At 33.3% G+C, this 18,610-nt stretch carries 16 protein-coding genes; 6 read left to right on the top strand and 10 right to left on the bottom strand.

All coding sequences use genetic code 11. The annotated features are described in order from the left end of the window. Window positions 1–14 precede the first annotated feature (14 nt). Window positions 15–3,677 (bottom strand): phosphoribosylformylglycinamidine synthase, encoded by a 3,663-nt coding sequence (gene purL / locus Q0783_RS08410; protein ID WP_298894452.1) that lies wholly within the window; start codon window positions 3,675–3,677, stop codon window positions 15–17. 167 nt (window positions 3,678–3,844) lie between these two features. Between purL and Q0783_RS08405 the strand changes: the two genes are divergently transcribed. Beyond that, window positions 3,845–4,948: a bestrophin family ion channel gene (locus Q0783_RS08405; RefSeq protein WP_298894451.1), complete on the top strand. Its 1,104-nt coding sequence runs from the start codon at window positions 3,845–3,847 to the stop codon at window positions 4,946–4,948. 49 nt (window positions 4,949–4,997) lie between these two features. On the opposite strand, the gene Q0783_RS08400 is transcribed toward Q0783_RS08405, so the two are convergent. Further along, window positions 4,998–6,902, bottom strand: a complete 1,905-nt coding sequence (locus Q0783_RS08400) for an endonuclease (protein ID WP_298894450.1) — start codon at window positions 6,900–6,902, stop codon at window positions 4,998–5,000. Window positions 6,903–6,913: 11 nt separating this feature from the next. Beyond that, on the bottom strand, window positions 6,914–8,128 hold the full coding sequence (locus tag Q0783_RS08395; RefSeq protein ID WP_298894449.1) for a methyltransferase domain-containing protein: 1,215 nt from the start codon (window positions 8,126–8,128) through the stop codon (window positions 6,914–6,916). Window positions 8,129–8,278: 150 nt separating this feature from the next. Here Q0783_RS08395 and Q0783_RS08390 point away from each other — a divergent pair, with 150 nt between their 5' ends. The 4 genes from Q0783_RS08390 (at window position 8,279) to Q0783_RS08375 (ending at window position 10,994) form a co-directional block, all read left to right on the top strand. Further along, a complete protein-coding gene (locus Q0783_RS08390) occupies window positions 8,279–8,854 on the top strand; it encodes an RNA polymerase sigma factor (RefSeq protein WP_298894448.1) in 576 nt (191 codons plus the stop codon). 42 nt (window positions 8,855–8,896) lie between these two features. Beyond that, the gene (locus Q0783_RS08385) at window positions 8,897–9,229 is read left to right on the top strand and encodes a hypothetical protein (protein WP_298894447.1); all 333 of its coding nucleotides are present in this window, start codon (window positions 8,897–8,899) and stop codon (window positions 9,227–9,229) included. Beyond that, window positions 9,216–9,662 carry a hypothetical protein gene (locus tag Q0783_RS08380; protein WP_298894446.1) on the top strand — a complete coding sequence of 149 codons (447 nt, stop codon included), beginning with the start codon at window positions 9,216–9,218 and terminating at the stop codon, window positions 9,660–9,662. The genes Q0783_RS08385 and Q0783_RS08380 overlap by 14 nt, the downstream gene beginning before the upstream one ends. 201 nt (window positions 9,663–9,863) lie before the next feature. Further along, window positions 9,864–10,994 carry an oxidoreductase gene (locus tag Q0783_RS08375; RefSeq protein WP_298894445.1) on the top strand — a complete coding sequence of 377 codons (1,131 nt, stop codon included), beginning with the start codon at window positions 9,864–9,866 and terminating at the stop codon, window positions 10,992–10,994. Window positions 10,995–11,023: 29 nt separating this feature from the next. On the opposite strand, the gene Q0783_RS08370 is transcribed toward Q0783_RS08375, so the two are convergent. The 7 genes from Q0783_RS08370 to Q0783_RS08340 form a co-directional block, all read right to left on the bottom strand. Next, window positions 11,024–11,560, bottom strand: a complete 537-nt coding sequence (locus Q0783_RS08370; RefSeq protein ID WP_298894444.1) for a hypothetical protein — start codon at window positions 11,558–11,560, stop codon at window positions 11,024–11,026. Window positions 11,561–11,565: 5 nt separating this feature from the next. Further along, window positions 11,566–12,066, bottom strand: coding sequence for a hypothetical protein (locus Q0783_RS08365; protein WP_298894443.1), 501 nt, complete (start codon window positions 12,064–12,066; stop codon window positions 11,566–11,568). Window positions 12,067–12,096: 30 nt separating this feature from the next. After that, window positions 12,097–12,639: an RNA polymerase sigma factor gene (locus Q0783_RS08360; RefSeq protein WP_298894442.1), complete on the bottom strand. Its 543-nt coding sequence runs from the start codon at window positions 12,637–12,639 to the stop codon at window positions 12,097–12,099. 296 nt (window positions 12,640–12,935) lie between these two features. After that, window positions 12,936–14,774: an ABC transporter ATP-binding protein gene (locus Q0783_RS08355; protein WP_298894441.1), complete on the bottom strand. Its 1,839-nt coding sequence runs from the start codon at window positions 14,772–14,774 to the stop codon at window positions 12,936–12,938. Then, entirely contained in the window at window positions 14,774–16,504 is a 1,731-nt protein-coding gene (locus Q0783_RS08350; RefSeq protein ID WP_298894440.1) for a phospho-sugar mutase, read from the bottom strand. Before Q0783_RS08350 ends, Q0783_RS08355 begins: the two co-directional genes overlap by 1 nt. A 75-nt stretch (window positions 16,505–16,579) precedes the next feature. Further along, window positions 16,580–17,527, bottom strand: coding sequence for a glycosyltransferase family 2 protein (locus Q0783_RS08345; RefSeq protein WP_298894439.1), 948 nt, complete (start codon window positions 17,525–17,527; stop codon window positions 16,580–16,582). Window positions 17,528–17,570: 43 nt separating this feature from the next. Continuing rightward, window positions 17,571–18,104: a DUF4199 domain-containing protein gene (locus Q0783_RS08340; protein ID WP_230936272.1), complete on the bottom strand. Its 534-nt coding sequence runs from the start codon at window positions 18,102–18,104 to the stop codon at window positions 17,571–17,573. A gap of 161 nt (window positions 18,105–18,265) precedes the next feature. Between Q0783_RS08340 and Q0783_RS08335 the strand changes: the two genes are divergently transcribed. Beyond that, entirely contained in the window at window positions 18,266–18,517 is a 252-nt protein-coding gene (locus Q0783_RS08335) for a type B 50S ribosomal protein L31 (RefSeq protein WP_230936273.1), read from the top strand. The last annotated feature ends 93 nt before the right edge of the window (window positions 18,518–18,610 follow it).

Genomic DNA, 18,610 nt, shown 5'->3' with positions numbered 1-18,610 from the left:
AATCTAAATTATAATTATTTGTTTTCTACCCATCTTCTAGCATTCACAAACGCTTCAATCCAAGGCGATACATCATCTTGTCTGTTTTCTGGATAATGAGCCCAATTCCATTGAAATGTCGAACGTTCAATATGCGGCATCATCACTAAATGACGTCCAGTTTTATCACACATCATAGCCGTATTATAATCTGATCCATTAGGATTTGAAGGATATGCATCGTAGCCATATTTTGCAACGATATTGTAATCTTCCTCAGGATTTGGAAGATTAAATTTTCCTTCACCATGGCTAATCCAAACACCCAAAGTTGCATCTTTCAAAGTGGATAACATTACAGAGTTATTCTCTTGAACAGTAACTGATGTAAATGCACTTTCATGTTTTTTAGAATCGTTGTGTAGCATTTTGCCATGTGTATTGTGCTCAGGATTAATTAATTCTAATTCCATGAATAATTGACAACCATTGCAGATGCCAACCGACAGTGTATCTTCTCTTTCAAAGAAATTTTTAATGGCTTTATTTGCATTGTCGTTATATTTGATGGCTCCAGCCCAACCTTTTGCAGATCCTAAAACATCACTGTTAGAAAAACCACCAACAGCACCAAGAAACTGAATATCTTCGAGTGTTTCGCGTCCAGAAATTAAATCGGTCATATGGACGTCTTTAACATCAAAACCAGCCAAATACATAGCATTAGCCATTTCACGCTCGGAGTTACTCCCTTTTTCACGAAGAATTGCAGCTTTAGGTCTAGGTTTGGTTGCATCTATAATTGGTAATTGGCCAGTAAATTGCTTCGGAAACGTATAGGTTAATGGTTGCTTCGAATAATTTTTAAAACGTGCTTCGGCCAAGTCATTTGCGGTTTGTTTTTGATCCAATAAGAAAGAAGTCTTATACCACATATCTCGTAATCTGGATACGGTCATTGTAAACACTTCATTATTATTTATAATGCCAAGAACATCTGTATCGGTAACTTTTCCAATATTGAAAAATTCGATATTAGCTTCTGATAGGATGTGCTCAATAGACTGGTCTTTAGCTTGAAATACGATACCAGAATTCTCAGCAAATAATAGTTTAAGCGAATCTTTTTCCCCTAAAGCAGTAAGATCTAATTCTGCTCCTAAATTGGTGTCGGCAAAACATAATTCCAATACTGTTGTAATTAAACCACCAGAAGCCACGTCATGTCCTGCTACAATTTGCTGATCTTTAATTAATTGTTGAAGTGTATTGAAAACAGTCTTTACATACAAAGCATCTTGTACATTTGGAACATCATTTCCTATCTTATTTAAAATTTGGGCAAAAGAACTTCCGCCTAATTTAAAATGGTCTTGAGATAAATTAATGTAATAGATATCTCCAGCATTTTTATTAAACACAGGCTCAACTACATTTTTGATATTATTGCAATTCGCTGCCGCAGAAATAATAACAGTTCCTGGAGAGATTACTTCCTCGTTTGGATATTTCTGTTTCATCGATAATGAATCTTTTCCTGTAGGAACATTAATTCCTAAATCGATAGCAAACTCTGAGATCGCTTTTACAGCTTTATATAATCTTGCATCTTCACCTTCATTTTTACATGGCCACATCCAGTTAGCAGATAATGAGACGCTTTTTAGACCATCTTTTAAGGGCGCCCAAATAATATTGGTTAATGCTTCTGTAATACTATTTCTACTTCCCGCTTCAGGGTTAATTAGTCCCGAAATAGGCGAGTGACCAATTGATGTGGCAATACCTTCTTTTCCATTATAATCTAAAGCCATTACACCAACATTATTTAATGGTAATTGTAATGGTCCAGCACATTGTTGCTTTGCAACTTTTCCACCTACACAGCGATCTACTTTGTTGGTCAGCCAATCTTTACAAGCGACTGCTTCAAGTTGTAAAACTTGATCTAGGTAATTATAAAACTCGTCAGGATTATAAGCAACATCGCTATAAACTCTGTGTAAAGAAATATCGGTCATTATCGTTTTTGGAGAACTACCGAACATATCTTCCAATGCTAAATCCATTGGCTTGTTACCTTTCGTTTCTGACTTAAAGCAAAAATGTTTGTCATCTGTTACATTTCCGACGGTATATAATGGAGAACGTTCACGTTCAGCAATTTTACTGATATGATCTAAGTGTTTTTCAGCAATTAATAATCCCATACGTTCTTGAGATTCGTTTCCAATAATTTCTTTATCAGAAAGTGTAGGATCGCCTACAGGTAATTTATCTAAGTCTATGCATCCACCTGTGTCTTCAATTAATTCACTTAAGCAATTAAGGTGTCCACCAGCACCATGATCATGAATAGAAATGATATGGTTGTTTTCACTTTCTACCATACCACGTACTACATTGGCTGCTCGTTTTTGCATTTCAGGATTTGAACGCTGTACTGCATTAAGTTCAATTCCTGTAGAGAATTCTCCTGTATCTGCACTTGATACAGCAGCACCTCCCATTCCGATACGATAATTTTCACCACCAAGTACTACAATTTTATCACCAGATTCAGGTACGGCTTTAATAGCTTGGTCTAATTTTCCGTAACCTATGCCACCAGCTTGCATAATCACTTTATCAAAACCTAACTTTCTAGCATCCTCTTCATGTTCGAAAGTAAGTACAGAACCACAAATAAGCGGTTGCCCAAATTTGTTTCCAAAATCTGAAGCACCATTACTCGCTTTAATCAAAATATCCATTGGTGTTTGATAGAGCCAAGGTCTAGCTTCAAGTTTTTGTTCCCAAGGACGATTCTCTTCTAAACGTGAATATGAAGTCATATAAACAGCTGTTCCAGCTAAGGGTAATGAACCTTTTCCTCCAGCAAGTCGATCGCGGATTTCACCACCAGATCCAGTAGCTGCACCATTAAAAGGTTCGACGGTTGTAGGGAAATTATGCGTCTCGGCTTTAAGAGAAATAACAGATTCAAACGATTTGGTTTCATAAAAATCAGGAACATCTGCGCGCTTAGGAGCAAACTGTTCAACCTTAGGTCCTTTAATGAAAGCAACATTATCTTTATAGGCCGAAACAATATCATTTGGATTTTGCTTAGACGTTTCTTTAATCATTTTAAAAAGTGATGTAGATTTTTCTTCTCCGTCAATCACAAAGGTGCCATTGAAAATTTTATGACGACAGTGTTCACTATTCACTTGTGAAAACCCAAAAACTTCTGAGTCGGTTAGAGGACGTCCTATTTTTTTTGAGACACCTTCAAGGTATTCTATTTCTTCGTCATTTAAAGCTAAACCTTCTTGTTGGTTATAAGCAGAAATATCTTCAATGTCTAATATATCTTCAGGTTGTATATCGATGGTGAACGACTCTTGATCTAATCCGTTATATTTTTCGGAAATCATTGGGTCATACTCTATAAAATCTTTTGGGCAGGCTTCAAACTCTTCAATACGAATAATGTTTTTTATTCCCATATTTTGAGTAATCTCAACAGCATTGGTACTCCAAGGTGTAATCATTGCTGCACGAGGACCAACAAAAAAAGCATCGAGAGATGCTTGTTCTAGTTTAGGTTGGTCGCCAAATAGCCACGTTAATTTAGCTATGGTTTCAATTGATAATTCTTTTGTTGCTTGAACAGCAAATACCTTGCTGTTTTGGTTTCCGAAGAAATGAATCATTATTTCGTATTTTGTGTTGTTTTTTGAAAGCACAAATTTACACTTTTTCAGTGTAACTTATTTAGATAATAGCATTGAATATTTTGAGTTATCCACCAATTAATTCACAATCAATACTGTGTTTATTGTTCTTATTTTTTTACTTTTAGTTAACTTAAACCAATTCTATGTATACAAGACGGATATTCCCAGTTAAAGGCGTCATTAAATGGACGCGTCGTCATATTTTTTTATTCTTTATTCTTTCCACTATCCCAGTAGTTTTATTTGATGTTGTTGGACTTAAATGGCTGCATGTGCCTTGGTTACCTTTAGGAGTTATGGGTACAGCGGTGGCATTTATTGTTAGTTTTAAAAATAACGCTTCGTATGATAGGCTATGGGAAGCGCGTAAAATTTGGGGAGGTATTGTTAATGCATCACGTTCATGGACAATCATGGTCAAAGATTTTATTAATAATGATCATACCAAAGAACCATTATCTGATGAAAAATTACACACCATTCATAAAGAATTAGTGCATCGTCATGTGGCATGGTTAACAGCATTACGTTATCAATTAAGAGCAGATAAACCTTGGGAGCAACATTTGAAGTCGGGAAGATCTAATCGAGAATTTAGAGAGAAACATTATCTTGTTTGTGAAGACACCATTCCTATTGAAGAGGCCATTAAAGGTTATATTTCTGAAAATGAATACAACGAAGTATTTGCTAAAGGCAATAGAGCTTCACAACTATTAGGTATCCAATCTAGACGCTTAAAAGAGCTAAAGCAAAACGATTTAATCGAAGACTTTAGACATATGGAATTATCAAATATGCTGGTGGAGTTTTATGCGCTACAAGGAAAAAGTGAACGTATAAAGAACTTCCCTTATCCAAGACAATTTGCAACATTAAACTATATGTTTGTTTGGCTCTTTATTATTTTATTGCCTTTCGGAATTATGGAAGGATTTGAAGATATTGGGAAACACATTGTGACAGATTTGGAAGGACATGCAACCCACACATCCGCATTGCATAGAATACAAGAATTTATTGCCCAGCATTTTGTTTGGTTTTCTATTCCGTTTAGCACACTTTTAGCTTGGGTATTTCATACTATGGAAGCTATAGGAGAAAATACTGAAAATCCTTTTGAAGGAGGACCAAATGATGTGCCAATAACTAATATGAGTCGTGGTATTGAAATAGATATTAGACAGCTCATTGATGACACTAATATTCCTGAACCTTATGAATGGAAAAATGATATTATCATGTAAAAAAAAAGCGACTCTCAGGAGTCGCTTTTTTTTAGTATATAAACAAATGTTATTGTCTAATTAATTTTTTTGTAATACTTCCTTTAGATGAATTAAGTCTAATGATGTACATCCCTTTTGATAATCCTGAGATATCAAGAGTTTGATGTTCTAATGTGATGTTTTGCTCGCTCACTTTTTTACCCAATAAATCATAAACTTCAACTGAAATAGCCTCATTCGATACTATAGTGACTTCATTACCTTTTACCGGATTTGGATATAATTTAATATCTGATACTATAAAGTCTTCAACATCTAAAGTTTGGATATGTGTTCCAAGATCATCACAATTATTAGATGCAAAACTATTCCATTCGTTGATGTCAAAAGTTGTTGTAGGGCGATCTATTTCTGGTTTTCTAACCAAGGTTGTATTTTGTGCATAATTAGCACTACTATTAAAATCGCCTAAGATATCGATCAATATATCATTCTTAAATAGTCCAATAGCATCATTTCCATTAAATGAAGTTATGGCATTGTTGATATCGTCATATTCAGAAGTACAAACGATTGAGCCTCCATTGGCTATCACATAGACGTCTTGATTGTTAATAGTTGTATTATTCGGAAATGTATAAGTGGTGCTCCAGTTAGCATTTCCGTTTGCACTAAGTTTTAAGGTATAAATAGACATGTCAACTGCAGCTCCAGTGAAATTGGCAATTTCTAAAACTTTGTTGGTTCCTGAACCTTCAATGTATTCTGAAAAGAAAATATCTATATCACCTCCAGAACTTCCATTGTTTGTAGTCATTTCACAAGCTTGATTGCTGAAATTGGATTCGTTACCAGAGGCATCTTTAGCTTTAATTGTAAAGCAATAGTTAGTGTCTGCGGTAAGTCCTGGAACTGTGAACGTGGTATTAGAGGTGTTGAATGTATTCACACCATCTACATAAATGTCATATGAAGATACTGCAATATTATCTGTTGCTGCAGTCCAAGATAGATCAATAGTATTATCAGTTGGATTAGACGCTGCAAGATCTGTAACATCTGAAGGTGCTTCAGTATCAGGAGTCGTATTCCAAATTAAAGCCACATATTCAGGGTGATCTACAAATGGGTTTCTGTTATTTTGATGGTTGTAATAGATATTATTGTTTCTATCAATTTCTTTTTGAGAAACAGGATCATTTAAATGCCAGTCGATTAAAACACTAAGAAAAGGTTCAGCTAAAACTTGGTCTGAGCTACCATTAAACATAGCATACGACGACCAGTTGCTTACTTGATCTTCATATCGTGTCACAAAGTAAAAATAGATTCGCGCAATGTCACCTTTAAACTCGTCTATAGGTTCAAAAACGTCACCATTGTAATCCACAGGATATCCTAAATCTAAATATTCACCTAATTTGGAGCCATTTTGCGTAGGATTAGAAATACCAGACTGAGATACTAATTGGCTGTTATCCACATTTCCAAACGGAAAATTACTTCTAAACCCATTAACACGCCCATCGGTAGGTATTAAATGATGTGCATCACTATACATTGGTAGTTGTGAGCTAAAAACGGACTGTGGAATAACATGCTCTTTGTTATAGCAAACACCTTCTCCGTTGAAATTTCCACATTCATCAACAACTGGTGTGTAATTATATGGATCTGCTCCAGAAGGATTTTCAGAGTACATATCTAAAATGGTAGTATTGCCATTAACCTCATAATAAAAATCTAGCTCGTATGTAGCATTAAATCCATCTAAGGAATTGTAGCTTTCTACAGTTTGAAATTCTTCAATACTGTTATTAATTTCAGGATCATCTACATTATTGATGATCTTAAATAATTGTGTTTTTAGCGTATAACCTGATCCGGTTGCATAGTCGTAATATCCAGCAGGAACCTGTGCCGAAGCGGTTAATGTTATAAGCGTAATGAGTAAGGTGTAAAAATGCTTCATGTATTTGGGTATTATTTTTTCTTTTCCAGCAATGCCATATAGAATCCATCATATCCAGATTCATGAGACAATATACTTTTATCTTTTATTAATTTAAAATCTTTACCGAATTCAGATGCTAAAAAGGCATCAACTTGATTCTTATTTTCAGAAGGAAGAATAGAGCACGTCGCATAAACCAATTTCCCACCAGACTTTACTATTCTTGAATATTGTTGTAAGATCTCTTGTTGAGTTGTTTTAATAGAATCAATAAACTCAGGCTGTAATTTCCACTTAGCGTCTGGGTTTCGTCTAAGAACACCTAAGCCAGAGCAAGGAGCATCAATTAAAACGCGATCGGCTTTATCATATAACTTCTTAACAACTTTAGTAGATTCTATTGGTCTTGTTTCAATATTAAAAGCACCATTACGCTTAGCTCTACGTTTAAGTTCATGTAATTTATTGGCATAAATATCTAAGGCAATAACCTGACCTTTATTTTCCATTAAAGAAGCTAAATGCAAAGCTTTTCCTCCTGCACCTGCACAGGTGTCTACCACTCGCATTCCAGGTTTAACGTCCAAAAATTCTGCTACTAATTGCGATGACGCATCTTGAACTTCAAAAAAACCATTTTTAAATGACTCCGTTTGAAATACGTTTGCTCTTTCTCTTAATTTAAGCGCATTTGGATAGCCTTTAATTGACTCTGTTTCTATATTGTCGTCAAATAAGAGTGCTTGTAATTTCTCCTTTGTAGTTTTGAGTGTATTCACTCTTAAGATCACATCAGCTTGTTGGTTAAGCGCAGTAATTTCTTTAGTCCAAATAGACTCGCCTAACTCTTTAGCTCCTAGTTCATCCAACCAATCAGGGATGGATTCTTTAAATTTTCTTGTTTGAGATAATTCATCAAAACGACCTTTGATTTTTCGTTGAGGCGTATTTTCAAAATATTTCCAATCTGGTAATTTGATACCTCTTAAGGTTGCCCAGACTGCAAAAATGCGCCATAAATTATCTCTATCGTAAGGTGCTTTAACTTCGGCAATTTCAGCATATAATCGTTTCCAACGTACTATGTCGTAAGTTGTTTCGGCAACAAAGGCACGATCACGACTTCCCCAACGTTTATCACGTTTAAGTAGTTGTTGAATGACTTTATCTGCATATTTGCCTTCATTGAAGATGAGTGTTAACCCATCAATAACCGCAAAGCATAAGTTTCTGTGTAAACGCATTATAAAAAATTAAGCATGCAAAGGTACATTAAAAGTTTAGATATTGAAGTGTTTAAGATAAAGTGTTATCTTTTAAGAAATAATTTTTTCGCACAAGTTTTTATCCTAAAACACATCTAAAACTAATTAAATTAATCTAGTTTTCTTTTTTTGACAGAAACCGAATATATAGAAGCATTAAAAAGTGGAAGTAGAGCATCTTACAGCAAGCTCTTAGACGACTATCAACAAAAAGTATTTGGAACCTGTTTATCTTTTGTCCCTAATAGACAAGATGCGGAAGATATCGCACAAGAGGTTTTTGTAGAAGTGTATAGATCGATCTCTAAATTTAAGGAGCAATCTAAATTATCTACCTGGATTTACAGAATCACGACAAATAAGTGTTTAGAATTTATAAGAAAGCGAAATACAAAGAAACGTTTTGCCTTCATGCAATCTATAACTGGACAACACTTTGAAATAGATAGAACGAATTATTTTACTGAAATGAACCATCCAGGGATTATTCTGGAGAATAAAGAAATCAATGAACTATTATTTTTAGCGATAAATAATCTACCTGAAGCTCAGCGATTAGTATTTACTTTAAATAAAATTGATGGGAAGAGTTATCAGGAAGTAAGTGATATTACCCAAAAGAGTCTCTCTTCTGTTGAATCGTTGATTTTTAGAGCAAAAAAGAATTTACAGAAGACCTTGGATAATTTTTATAAAAATAATTAACAGCGCAAGTTTTATATATAATTAACATCTAAAGAAATGATAATGAAAACAAATAAAGATATACAGGATAAGGTCAATACTGTTTTAAATAGTGTCGATACTATTAAAGATGTTAAGGTGTCTCCTTTTTTTAAAGACAAAATGTTGAGTGTTTTGTTTTCTGAAAAAAGAGAAATGAGGCAGGTGAATTGGACTTGGTTTACTCCAAAATTTCAACTGGCAACGTTATTTTGTTTTATCGTTTTGAATGTTTTTACTCTAACGCAAATTAATAACTCAACCTATGACGATTATATTTCAGATTTTGCTGAGTTATATGATTTGACCACACATGAAAGCAATAGTTTATTAACTGATACTTATGAAGACCAATAAAATCTTATACGTACTTATTATATTCCTAGCGGTTACCAATATTTTTTTCTTGATTAATCATCTTGGTCATTCTAAAGGTAAAAAAAGAGGTAGTTCGGGAGGGTTTATTGCAAAAGAATTAAAGTTTGATAGTTCTCAAATGCAACAATTTAAAGCACTAAATGATCAACATGAGGTTGAAATGAAAGTGATTTCTGATACTATTAAAGAGCTAAAAGGGCACTTGTTTACTGAAATTTCTGAAGAAAATATATCTACAGTAACCGTAGATTCTCTAACCCAATTAATAGGGACGCAAGAAGCGAAAAGAGATGCTAAAACGTATTATCACTTTAGAGCGATTCAAGAGTTATGTACAAATGAACAAAAAGAACAGTTTAAGAAAATTGTTTTTAAGGCTATAAAAAAGAAAAGAAGACAAAAACGTAAGTGATGTTAATAGATGTTTGAGTCTTTTTGAAAGCGCTTCAATATTATTGATGCGCTTTTTAGTTATGTAGCGCAAGTTTTTTTCTATTACTACATCAAAAGGAATAAATTAATATAGAGATTTGATTGATGTCTTTAATGTTAATTTGACAAGCTTCGTGATTATGTCATGGAGCTTTTTTATTTTTATAGAAATTTGATGCTCATGAAAAAAGTGCTCCTCCTTTTAATAGGTCCGATTTTAATCATTTCTATATATGGTTTCGGATTGAATAGACAGAATAAGAAAACACGTCAGTTAGATAAAAAGCAATTTACAACGGTTGAGATAGAAACCATTCTTCAAGATTCTTTGTTGAATGTTAGAGCTATTGAATTAGTTGATGGCTTAGAAGGTCTCGCATTTTTAACATCAAAAGGCGAATTTGGGGCTATAGGTCCAAAAGGAGTATTTGAGTTTTTAGCTAATGAGGAGTTATATGCCTCTAAAAATTATGATATTGTTTTTCCTATTTCATTAACATATGATTCAATTGTACCAAATTTTAGAGCATTGTCGGCAACAGAGAAACATGGTTATGGTATTAGTATTGGTTCACCTGCATTAATCTATAAACTCAACATTGAAGAAGATAAGATTAAGGTTGTTTATAAAGAAGAGCATCCCAAAGCGTTTTATGACTCTATGGAGTTTTGGAATGATCAAGAGGGTATTGCTATAGGAGATCCAACCGATGAGTGTATGAGTGTGATCATTACACGCGATGGCGGGAATACATGGACCAAGTTATCTTGTGATGTTCTACCAAAATCGAAAGAGGGAGAAGCCGCTTTTGCTGCAAGTGATACAAATATTGCAATAGTAGGCGATAAGGTATGGGTAGCTACAGGCGGAAAGTCGAGTCGCATTTTATATTCAGCAGATAAAGGAAAAACTTGGAATGTTTTTGAAACGCCTATTGTTCAAGGTTTGGAAACCACAGGAATGTATTCTATCGATTTTTATGATGAGACAAATGGTTTTGCTATAGGAGGAGACTATACAAAACCAGCAGATAGTAGCGCGAATAAAATTAGAACACAAGATGGTGGAAAAACCTGGCAATTAGTAGCTAAGAATCAATCACCTGGTTACAGAAGCTGTGTAAAATATATACCTAATAGTAATGGTAAAGCACTAGTTGCTGTAGGTTTTAAGGGGATTGATTACTCAAGCGATTATGGAAATACTTGGACTCATTTAAGTGATGAAGGGTTTTATACGATTCGATTTTTAAATGATAGTGTGGCTTATGCTGCAGGTCGTGAACGTGTGTCTAAATTAACCTTTAAATAAAAAAGAAGCCTGTTTAGGCTTCTTGAATGTTAAGGTGTATTCTTTTTAAATTTTTCACGTCGTTTTCTCAATTCTTTTAGCATTTGAGCTTTAAACTGTTCTTCTACTACTTTTAGTAAGATGATTTTTTTAGCAGGTATCACTTGTAGTAAATCATTTACTTGTTTGATTTGCAGATTATGCTTTCTGTTTTCAAGTCCCATCAAATCTTTAAGTAGTTTATTGGCTTCAGTATCTGTTAAGGCATCAAAGTCTAATTCTCTGCGTATAGTTTGCACTTCTTTTCTTAAGACTTCTTTTTTCTCTTCTATGGCATTATACACTGGCCAAAACTTTTCAGCTTCATCCGATGTAAGTTCTAGTTTTTCAGTGATGAACGCTACTTTTAGTGCTTTTAATCGCTCTTGTCGTTCTTTTCTTTGTCCGAATGCACTTATCGTTAATGCAATAAACAATATAGTTATAAGTGTTTTTTTCATGTGTACACGTTTATTCTTTTCAGTTGTAACATGGAACATCTGAGTTTGATTAAGCTTTTTATTTGTGGTAACTAAGAGATGTTTCATAATAATTATTCTATAATCAGGTCTTCAAGTTCTACATTATCTAATAGATAAGTTTCTATTGAATTTTCAGGTATATCGTTTTCTATAAAATTGTCTTTGTTTAATTCGTCTTCTGTTAAAAGCGATGCTAATTCGTAGGTTGTATAATCTTCTACCTCTATATAGTTTTCAATAGAAGCGGTGTCTAGATTTTCCCAAGTTACATTTTCATCAGTATTGAAAAATACATTAAACATTAAAATTAAAGATGCTGCAATGGCAGTGGTATACATTATCTTTTTCCAATTCACTAATGACACAACTTTCGAGTCATGTTCAGAATTAATCTTATCCAAGATATCTTTCTCTATTGAATCAAAATAGGATTCAGGAACATCAAAACCAGATTGGTCAACTTTATCTATTAACTTCACTTCATTAAGAATTTGCTCTTCTACTTGAGAAAAGTAATCCTTAGGTGTTTTAAACCCTGAAGTTTTAATAGTATCTAATTTTTTCTGTTTCATAATTATAAGACTCTTAAGTCTGTAATTGGTTTAATCTTGGGTTAAAAAGGCTTCTATTTTTTTTACTGCAATATGATATGATGCTTTAAGTGCACCTTCACTAGTTTCTAAAATATCAGACATCTCTTTGTATTTTATATCTTGAAAATATTTCATATTAAATACCATTTGTTGCTTTTCTGGCAATGTCGCGATTGCTTGCTGCAATTTATATTGAATAGTATCACCTTCAAAATAAACATCAGCTTTTATATTGTTTACCAGATGTTGATGTGTTTCTTCATTAGATATATTCAGACGTTTTGCATTTCTGTTGATATAAGTAATAGATTCATTAGTAGCAATACGATACATCCAAGAATACAACTTACTATCTCCTTTAAAGTTATGGATATTTTTATAGATTTTGATAAATGTGTTTTGTAAAACATCGTCGGTATCGTCATGGGATTTTACGATATGACGTATATGCCAGTACAAACGTTCCTTATAGAGCTTTAAAAGTTCTTTAAAGGCGGCTTCTTTAGTAGATGAGTTTGATAAGCGCTGTATAAAATCTTGTTCGTTATCCAATAAAACTATTTTTTATTTAGACGTTTCAATTTAATGAAAGTTTAATGAAAAAAAATATTTTTTTTAAAACATTGAAATTCAATAGTTTAAATAAAATACTATCGATAAAGTGTGAAAAAATAACGATGAAATGCATTTTTTTCTTGCATACTACATTTATTTCATCTATGTTTGTCACAGCCTAACCTACTTTAATATTACCATTGTCCCCAAATATGGTAATAGAAACGAAAAGGATGCAATTTATGTTGCATCCTTTTCTGTTTTTTGTTTTTATTTTCTTTGGAAATTGTTACTTATTCAAAACTTTGCATATCAACTAATTTCTTATAAACTCCTTGTTTCGCTATGAGCTCATCATGAGTGCCTTGCTCGGCTATTTCACCTTTATTCATTACGATAATCTCGTCGGCATTTTGAATAGTAGATAATCTATGGGCTATAATGATTGATGTTCTATTTTTCATCATGTTCTCCAAAGCATTTTGAACCAAACGCTCACTTTCAGTATCAAGAGCAGACGTTGCTTCATCTAAAATCATAATAGGCGGATTTTTCAATACAGCTCTAGCAATACTTAAGCGCTGTTTTTGTCCTCCAGAAATTTTACCACCAGAATCACCAATATTAAAATCTAATCCACCTTTTAGATTTTCAACAAATTCCCAGGCATTAGCAATTTTTAGAGCTTCTATAATGTCATCATCAGTAGCATCTTCTTTTCCTAATAGAATATTATTTCTAACAGTATCATTAAATAATATAGAGTCTTGTGTCACTAATCCCATTAGTCCTCTTAACGAATGTTTAGTAAGGTGTTTAATATCTGTTCCGTCAATTGAGATACTACCATCGGTTACATCATAAAAACGAGTAACTAAATTAGCAATGGTCGATTTTCCACTTCCAGATTGTCCAACCAGTGCAACGCTTTTTCCTTTAGGAACCTTAATGGAGAAATTTTTAAGAACTAAATCTTCTTCATATTTAAACGAGATATTATTTAATGCAATTTCTGAGGTAAAGTCATTTTTATAGATAGCATCTGGTCGATCTTCTAATGTTGATGTTGTGTTAAGTATTTCTAAAACACGCTCTGCTGCTGCATTTCCTTTCTTTACACTATAACTCGCTTTACTTATAGCTTTTGCAGGCGTAAGGATGTTATAAGCTAATCCCATGTAAGCAATAAATGAGCTTCCATCAAGTGTTCCATCTATGAGTACCATTCTTCCTCCATACCATAATAAAATAGCAATAACAGTGATACCTAAAAATTCACTTGTTGGTGAAGCAAAGTTTTGACGATTTAATAATTTGTTTGAAAAGTGATAAAAACGGGTGGTTGAAGCTTTAAACTTATTTAAAAATGAGGTTTCTCCATTAAATCCTTTAATAACTTTTAATCCACCTAAGGTTTCCTCTATAATAGATAGAAAAGTCCCTTGTTCTTTTTGAACTCTGTCAGATTTCTTTTTTAATGATTTACCAATTCTAGAGATGATAAACCCTGAAATTGGAATAAAAACAAACACAAAGAGTGTTAGTTTAGCACTAATCAAAAGCATCATTACAATAGTAAAAATGATGGTTAATGGCTCTCTAACAATAAGTTCTAAAATGGATAAGAAAGATCCTTGAATTTCCTGTACATCATTAGAAATTCTTGCCATAGTATCTCCTTTTCGTTTTTCAGAAAAGAAAGCAATAGGTAGTTGTGTGATTTTATCAAAAATGGCATTTCTTAAATCTTTTAAAACACCATTTCTTAAAAATGTAATAAAATACATCGCTAAATAATTAAAGATGTTTTTCAAGAAAAAGAGTAAAATGACCAAGGATATAACCAAAAGAAGAGCTTTTGAAGGGTCATCTTGAGCAAAACCATCAACTCTATATGCCATGAAATCTTTAAAATAGTCCATGGTGTTAGAGATGCCAGTCCATACAGGTTTCACAATTGCTTCTTGCTCTTCACAAGGTTGATCCGTAGGAAAGAGCACATCGAGCATTGGGATTAATGCTATAAACGATAATGCACTAAATAAGGCATAAAAAATATTACAGATAATATTTAGAGCTGCAAATTTTTTATATGGTCTTGCAAAACCTAATATTTGTTTGAAATAATTCATTAACTGAGTTTCATATCTTTTAAGATGGCATCAATACGAGCTTCCAACTTTTGTTCCGTAGCCTTAAATGCTGCCATATTGTCTAAGTTTGTATTGACACTAATATAGAATTTTATCTTAGGTTCTGTTCCACTTGGGCGCAACGCAATCTTACTACCGTCTTCGGTATAATAAATAAGCACATTAGATTTAGGAATGTCAAGAGCAGTTTCTTCTCCAGTACTTATGTGTTTAATAGTTGACAATTGGTAGTCTTCAATACGTACTACTTTTGAACCATTAACCTCTTTTAACGGATTTTGACGTGCATCGATCATCATTTGTTTAATCTCTTGTGCACCTTCAATTCCTTTTTTAGTGAATGATACTAAACGTTCTTTGTAAAACCCATGTTCGATATACAAGTCGATTAGTTCTTTATACATACTAATCCCTTTGGCTTTTGCCTGAGCCGCAATTTCACAAGCTAAGAGGGTTGATGTTACAGCATCCTTGTCTCTCACAAAATCGCCTACCATGAATCCAAAACTTTCTTCACCACCACCAATAAAATCAACATCAGGGAAGTCTTTGATCATTTTTGCTATCCATTTAAAACCTGTAAGTCCAATTTTACATTCGACACCATAGGCGTTGGTTAAAACAGACATCATTGGTGTTGATACAATTGTTGAACCCACAAACTGATTCCCATTTATACGACCAGAGTCTCTCCATTGTTTCAATAAGAAGTTGGTCATTAAAATCATAGTTTGATTTCCGTTGAGAATCACCAATTCATTTTCTAGATTTCTAACAACGACACCAAGACGGTCACAATCAGGATCTGTACCTACTACAATATCGCCATCTACTTTATCTGCGAGTTGCATAGCCATTTTTAAGGCTTCAGGTTCTTCAGGGTTTGGAGATTTGACTGTTGGAAAATCACCATTAGGTTCACGTTGTTCTTCAACGATATGAACATTAGTATATCCTGCGCGTTCAAGAGTTTCTGGTATTGCAGTAATAGATGTGCCATGCAAAGACGTAAAGACAATATTTAAGTGTTCTTTCGCTTCTTTTGTTGTGCTAAAACTACCATTCTTGACAGCATTATCAATAAATACATCATCAACAGCTTTTCCTATATATTCAATATTTTGGTCATTAGCTTCAAATTTTATTTCGGCATAATCTAAACGATTAATTTCGGCAATAATCTCAGCGTCTTGAGGAGGAACAAGTTGTCCGCCATCTTGCCAATAGACCTTGTAACCATTATACTCTGGAGGATTATGAGATGCAGTTAATACAATTCCACAATGGCAACCTAGATGTTTGAGTGCAAACGATAATTCAGGTGTTGGACGCAAATCCTCAAAAAGATAAACGTGTATTCCGTTTGCCGAAAATACATCGGCTACAACTTTTGCTAATGATTTACTATTATGCCTGCAATCGTAAGCTATAGCAACCTTTAACGTTTCAGAAGGGAATTGCGATTTAAGATAATTGCTCAGCCCTTGCGTGTTTTTACCAAGAGTGAATTTATTTATACGGTTGGTGCCAATTCCCATGACGCCTCGCATTCCGCCAGTTCCAAATTCGAGATCTTTGTAGAAGCTCTCTTTTAATTCGGTTGGGTTATTAGCTATTAAATCTTTTATAAAATTTTGAGTCTCTTGATCAAAAGTTGGTGTTAACCATGTGTTGACACGTTCTAATAGTTGAGGTTCAATATGTATCATGTGTATTAATTATGCTGCAAAAATACGTAATTCAATAATTTTGAATGACTAAGGTTTCGATAATTTGGGCTAGTGTTAAAAATTAAGTTCTTGTTTTATCAAATAGCGACTTCTATCTCTTTTAGAACGCAAGATCAATTCGCCTAAAAATCCAGCTACGAAAAATTGAGAACCAAGAATCATTGTGGTGAGTGCAATGTAAAATTGTGGACGATCTGTAATTAATCGTCCTGTAGGATTTAAGAATAGCTTATCAATTCCTAAGTAAAACGCAAAAACAAACCCTATCCCAAACATAATAACACCTAAAGCTCCAAACAGGTGCATTGGGCGTTTTCCAAAGCGGGATAAAAACCAAATGGTTATTAAGTCTAAAAAACCATTAATAAAACGATCCATACCAAATTTAGTCTCTCCGTATTTTCTGGCTTGATGTTGCACAATTTTTTCGCCTATATTAGTAAATCCAGCATTTTTGGCTAGTACAGGAATGTAACGATGCATTTCACCATTGACATCAATGTTTTTAACAACATTTTTATTGTAAGCTTTAAGTCCGCAATTAAAATCGTTAAGTTTAACACCAGAGGTTCTTCGAGCAGCCCAATTGAATAACTTAGAAGGAAGGTTTTTTGCAATTACAGAATCATAGCGTTTCTTTTTCCATCCAGATACCAAATCAAATTTCTCGACAACGATCATATTGTATAGTTCCGGAATTTCTTCAGGATTATCTTGTAAATCTGCATCCATTGTAATTACAACGTCACCTTCTGCTTTAGCAAATCCAGCATGGAGTGCTTGTGATTTTCCGAAGTTTTTTAAAAAACGTATCCCTTTAACATTGCTGTCTTTTTGAGATAATTGCATAATAGTTGACCAAGATTCATCTGTGCTACCATCATCTATAAAAATGATTTCATAAGAAAAACGATTGGATTGCATGACTTTTGCAATCCAATCGTGTAATTCGGTTAATGACTCTTGCTCATTAAGTAGTGGTATGACTACTGATATGTTCATGTAGTGATTTTGAATGTTTAAAGTTCAAAAATACTGAAATTATTTAAGCTTCATTAGGGTCTTTTTTCTTCATGATTAAAGACACAATTAATCCTATAACAATGAAGAATACTAAACTTTGCGCTAAAGATCTTAATTGTGTTGCAGGTGCAAACATGTCTTGACCTTCCATTTCTGCTATAGCTTCGTTGATATCACTCTGTGGTGCTCCGAAACCTTCCATGAAATCTCTAGTTTTAGTTATTACCATTTCTTTTATGTAATCTGCAGTATCAGGATCGATGTAATTATAAAGAATAACTGTCGTAATTGTACTAATAGTTACTGCTATGGCAATAGGAATGAAATAAGCGGTAAACGCTTGTTTGAACGACATAAATCCTCCTAATATACTTTTTGCTTTTGCACTAGAAATAACACCTACTGCTATAATTGTCAATGGAATAACTAGAATATTTATCCAAAAATTGACTACCATTTCCACATTAATGACATAGCATAAAACAGTGTATAAAACAAGGGCTAAAGCTAAGTATATGCCATAGTTAATCGATGACGATTTAATTGATTTTTCCATAATTGTTAGTTGATTATTTAGTGATTATGTTAGTTAGTATCTATATGTTTATATTTGTTACAAATATCTACGAAATAAAAAAAGAAATAAATTATTGGTAATTTACAAAAATTACTTAAATTTGCACCTCCAAAATAGTAAGGATTTTAAAGTTTAAAGAGATGAAAAAAGGAATACATCCAGAAAATTATAGATTAGTAGCATTCAAAGATATGTCTAATGATGACGTGTTTTTAACTAAATCTACTGCTGAGACTAGTGAAACAATTGAAGTTGATGGTGTTGAGTATCCAGTAATTAAATTGGAAATTTCTAGAACGTCTCACCCATATTATACTGGTAAGTCTAAATTAGTAGATACAGCAGGACGTATTGATAAGTTTAAAAACAAATACGCTAAGTTTAAAAAATAAGCTTAAGCTATATGATATAGTAAGCCTTCAGGATTTGTCCCGAAGGCTTTTTTGTTTTATATAATTGATTTACTTTTAACATCTAACTACTAG

Source organism: uncultured Psychroserpens sp., assembly GCF_947500255.1.
GTDB lineage: Bacteria > Bacteroidota > Bacteroidia > Flavobacteriales > Flavobacteriaceae > Psychroserpens.
The sequence above is the reverse complement of the archived record's forward strand: the minus strand, read 5'-3'. Positions and strand labels throughout refer to the sequence as shown.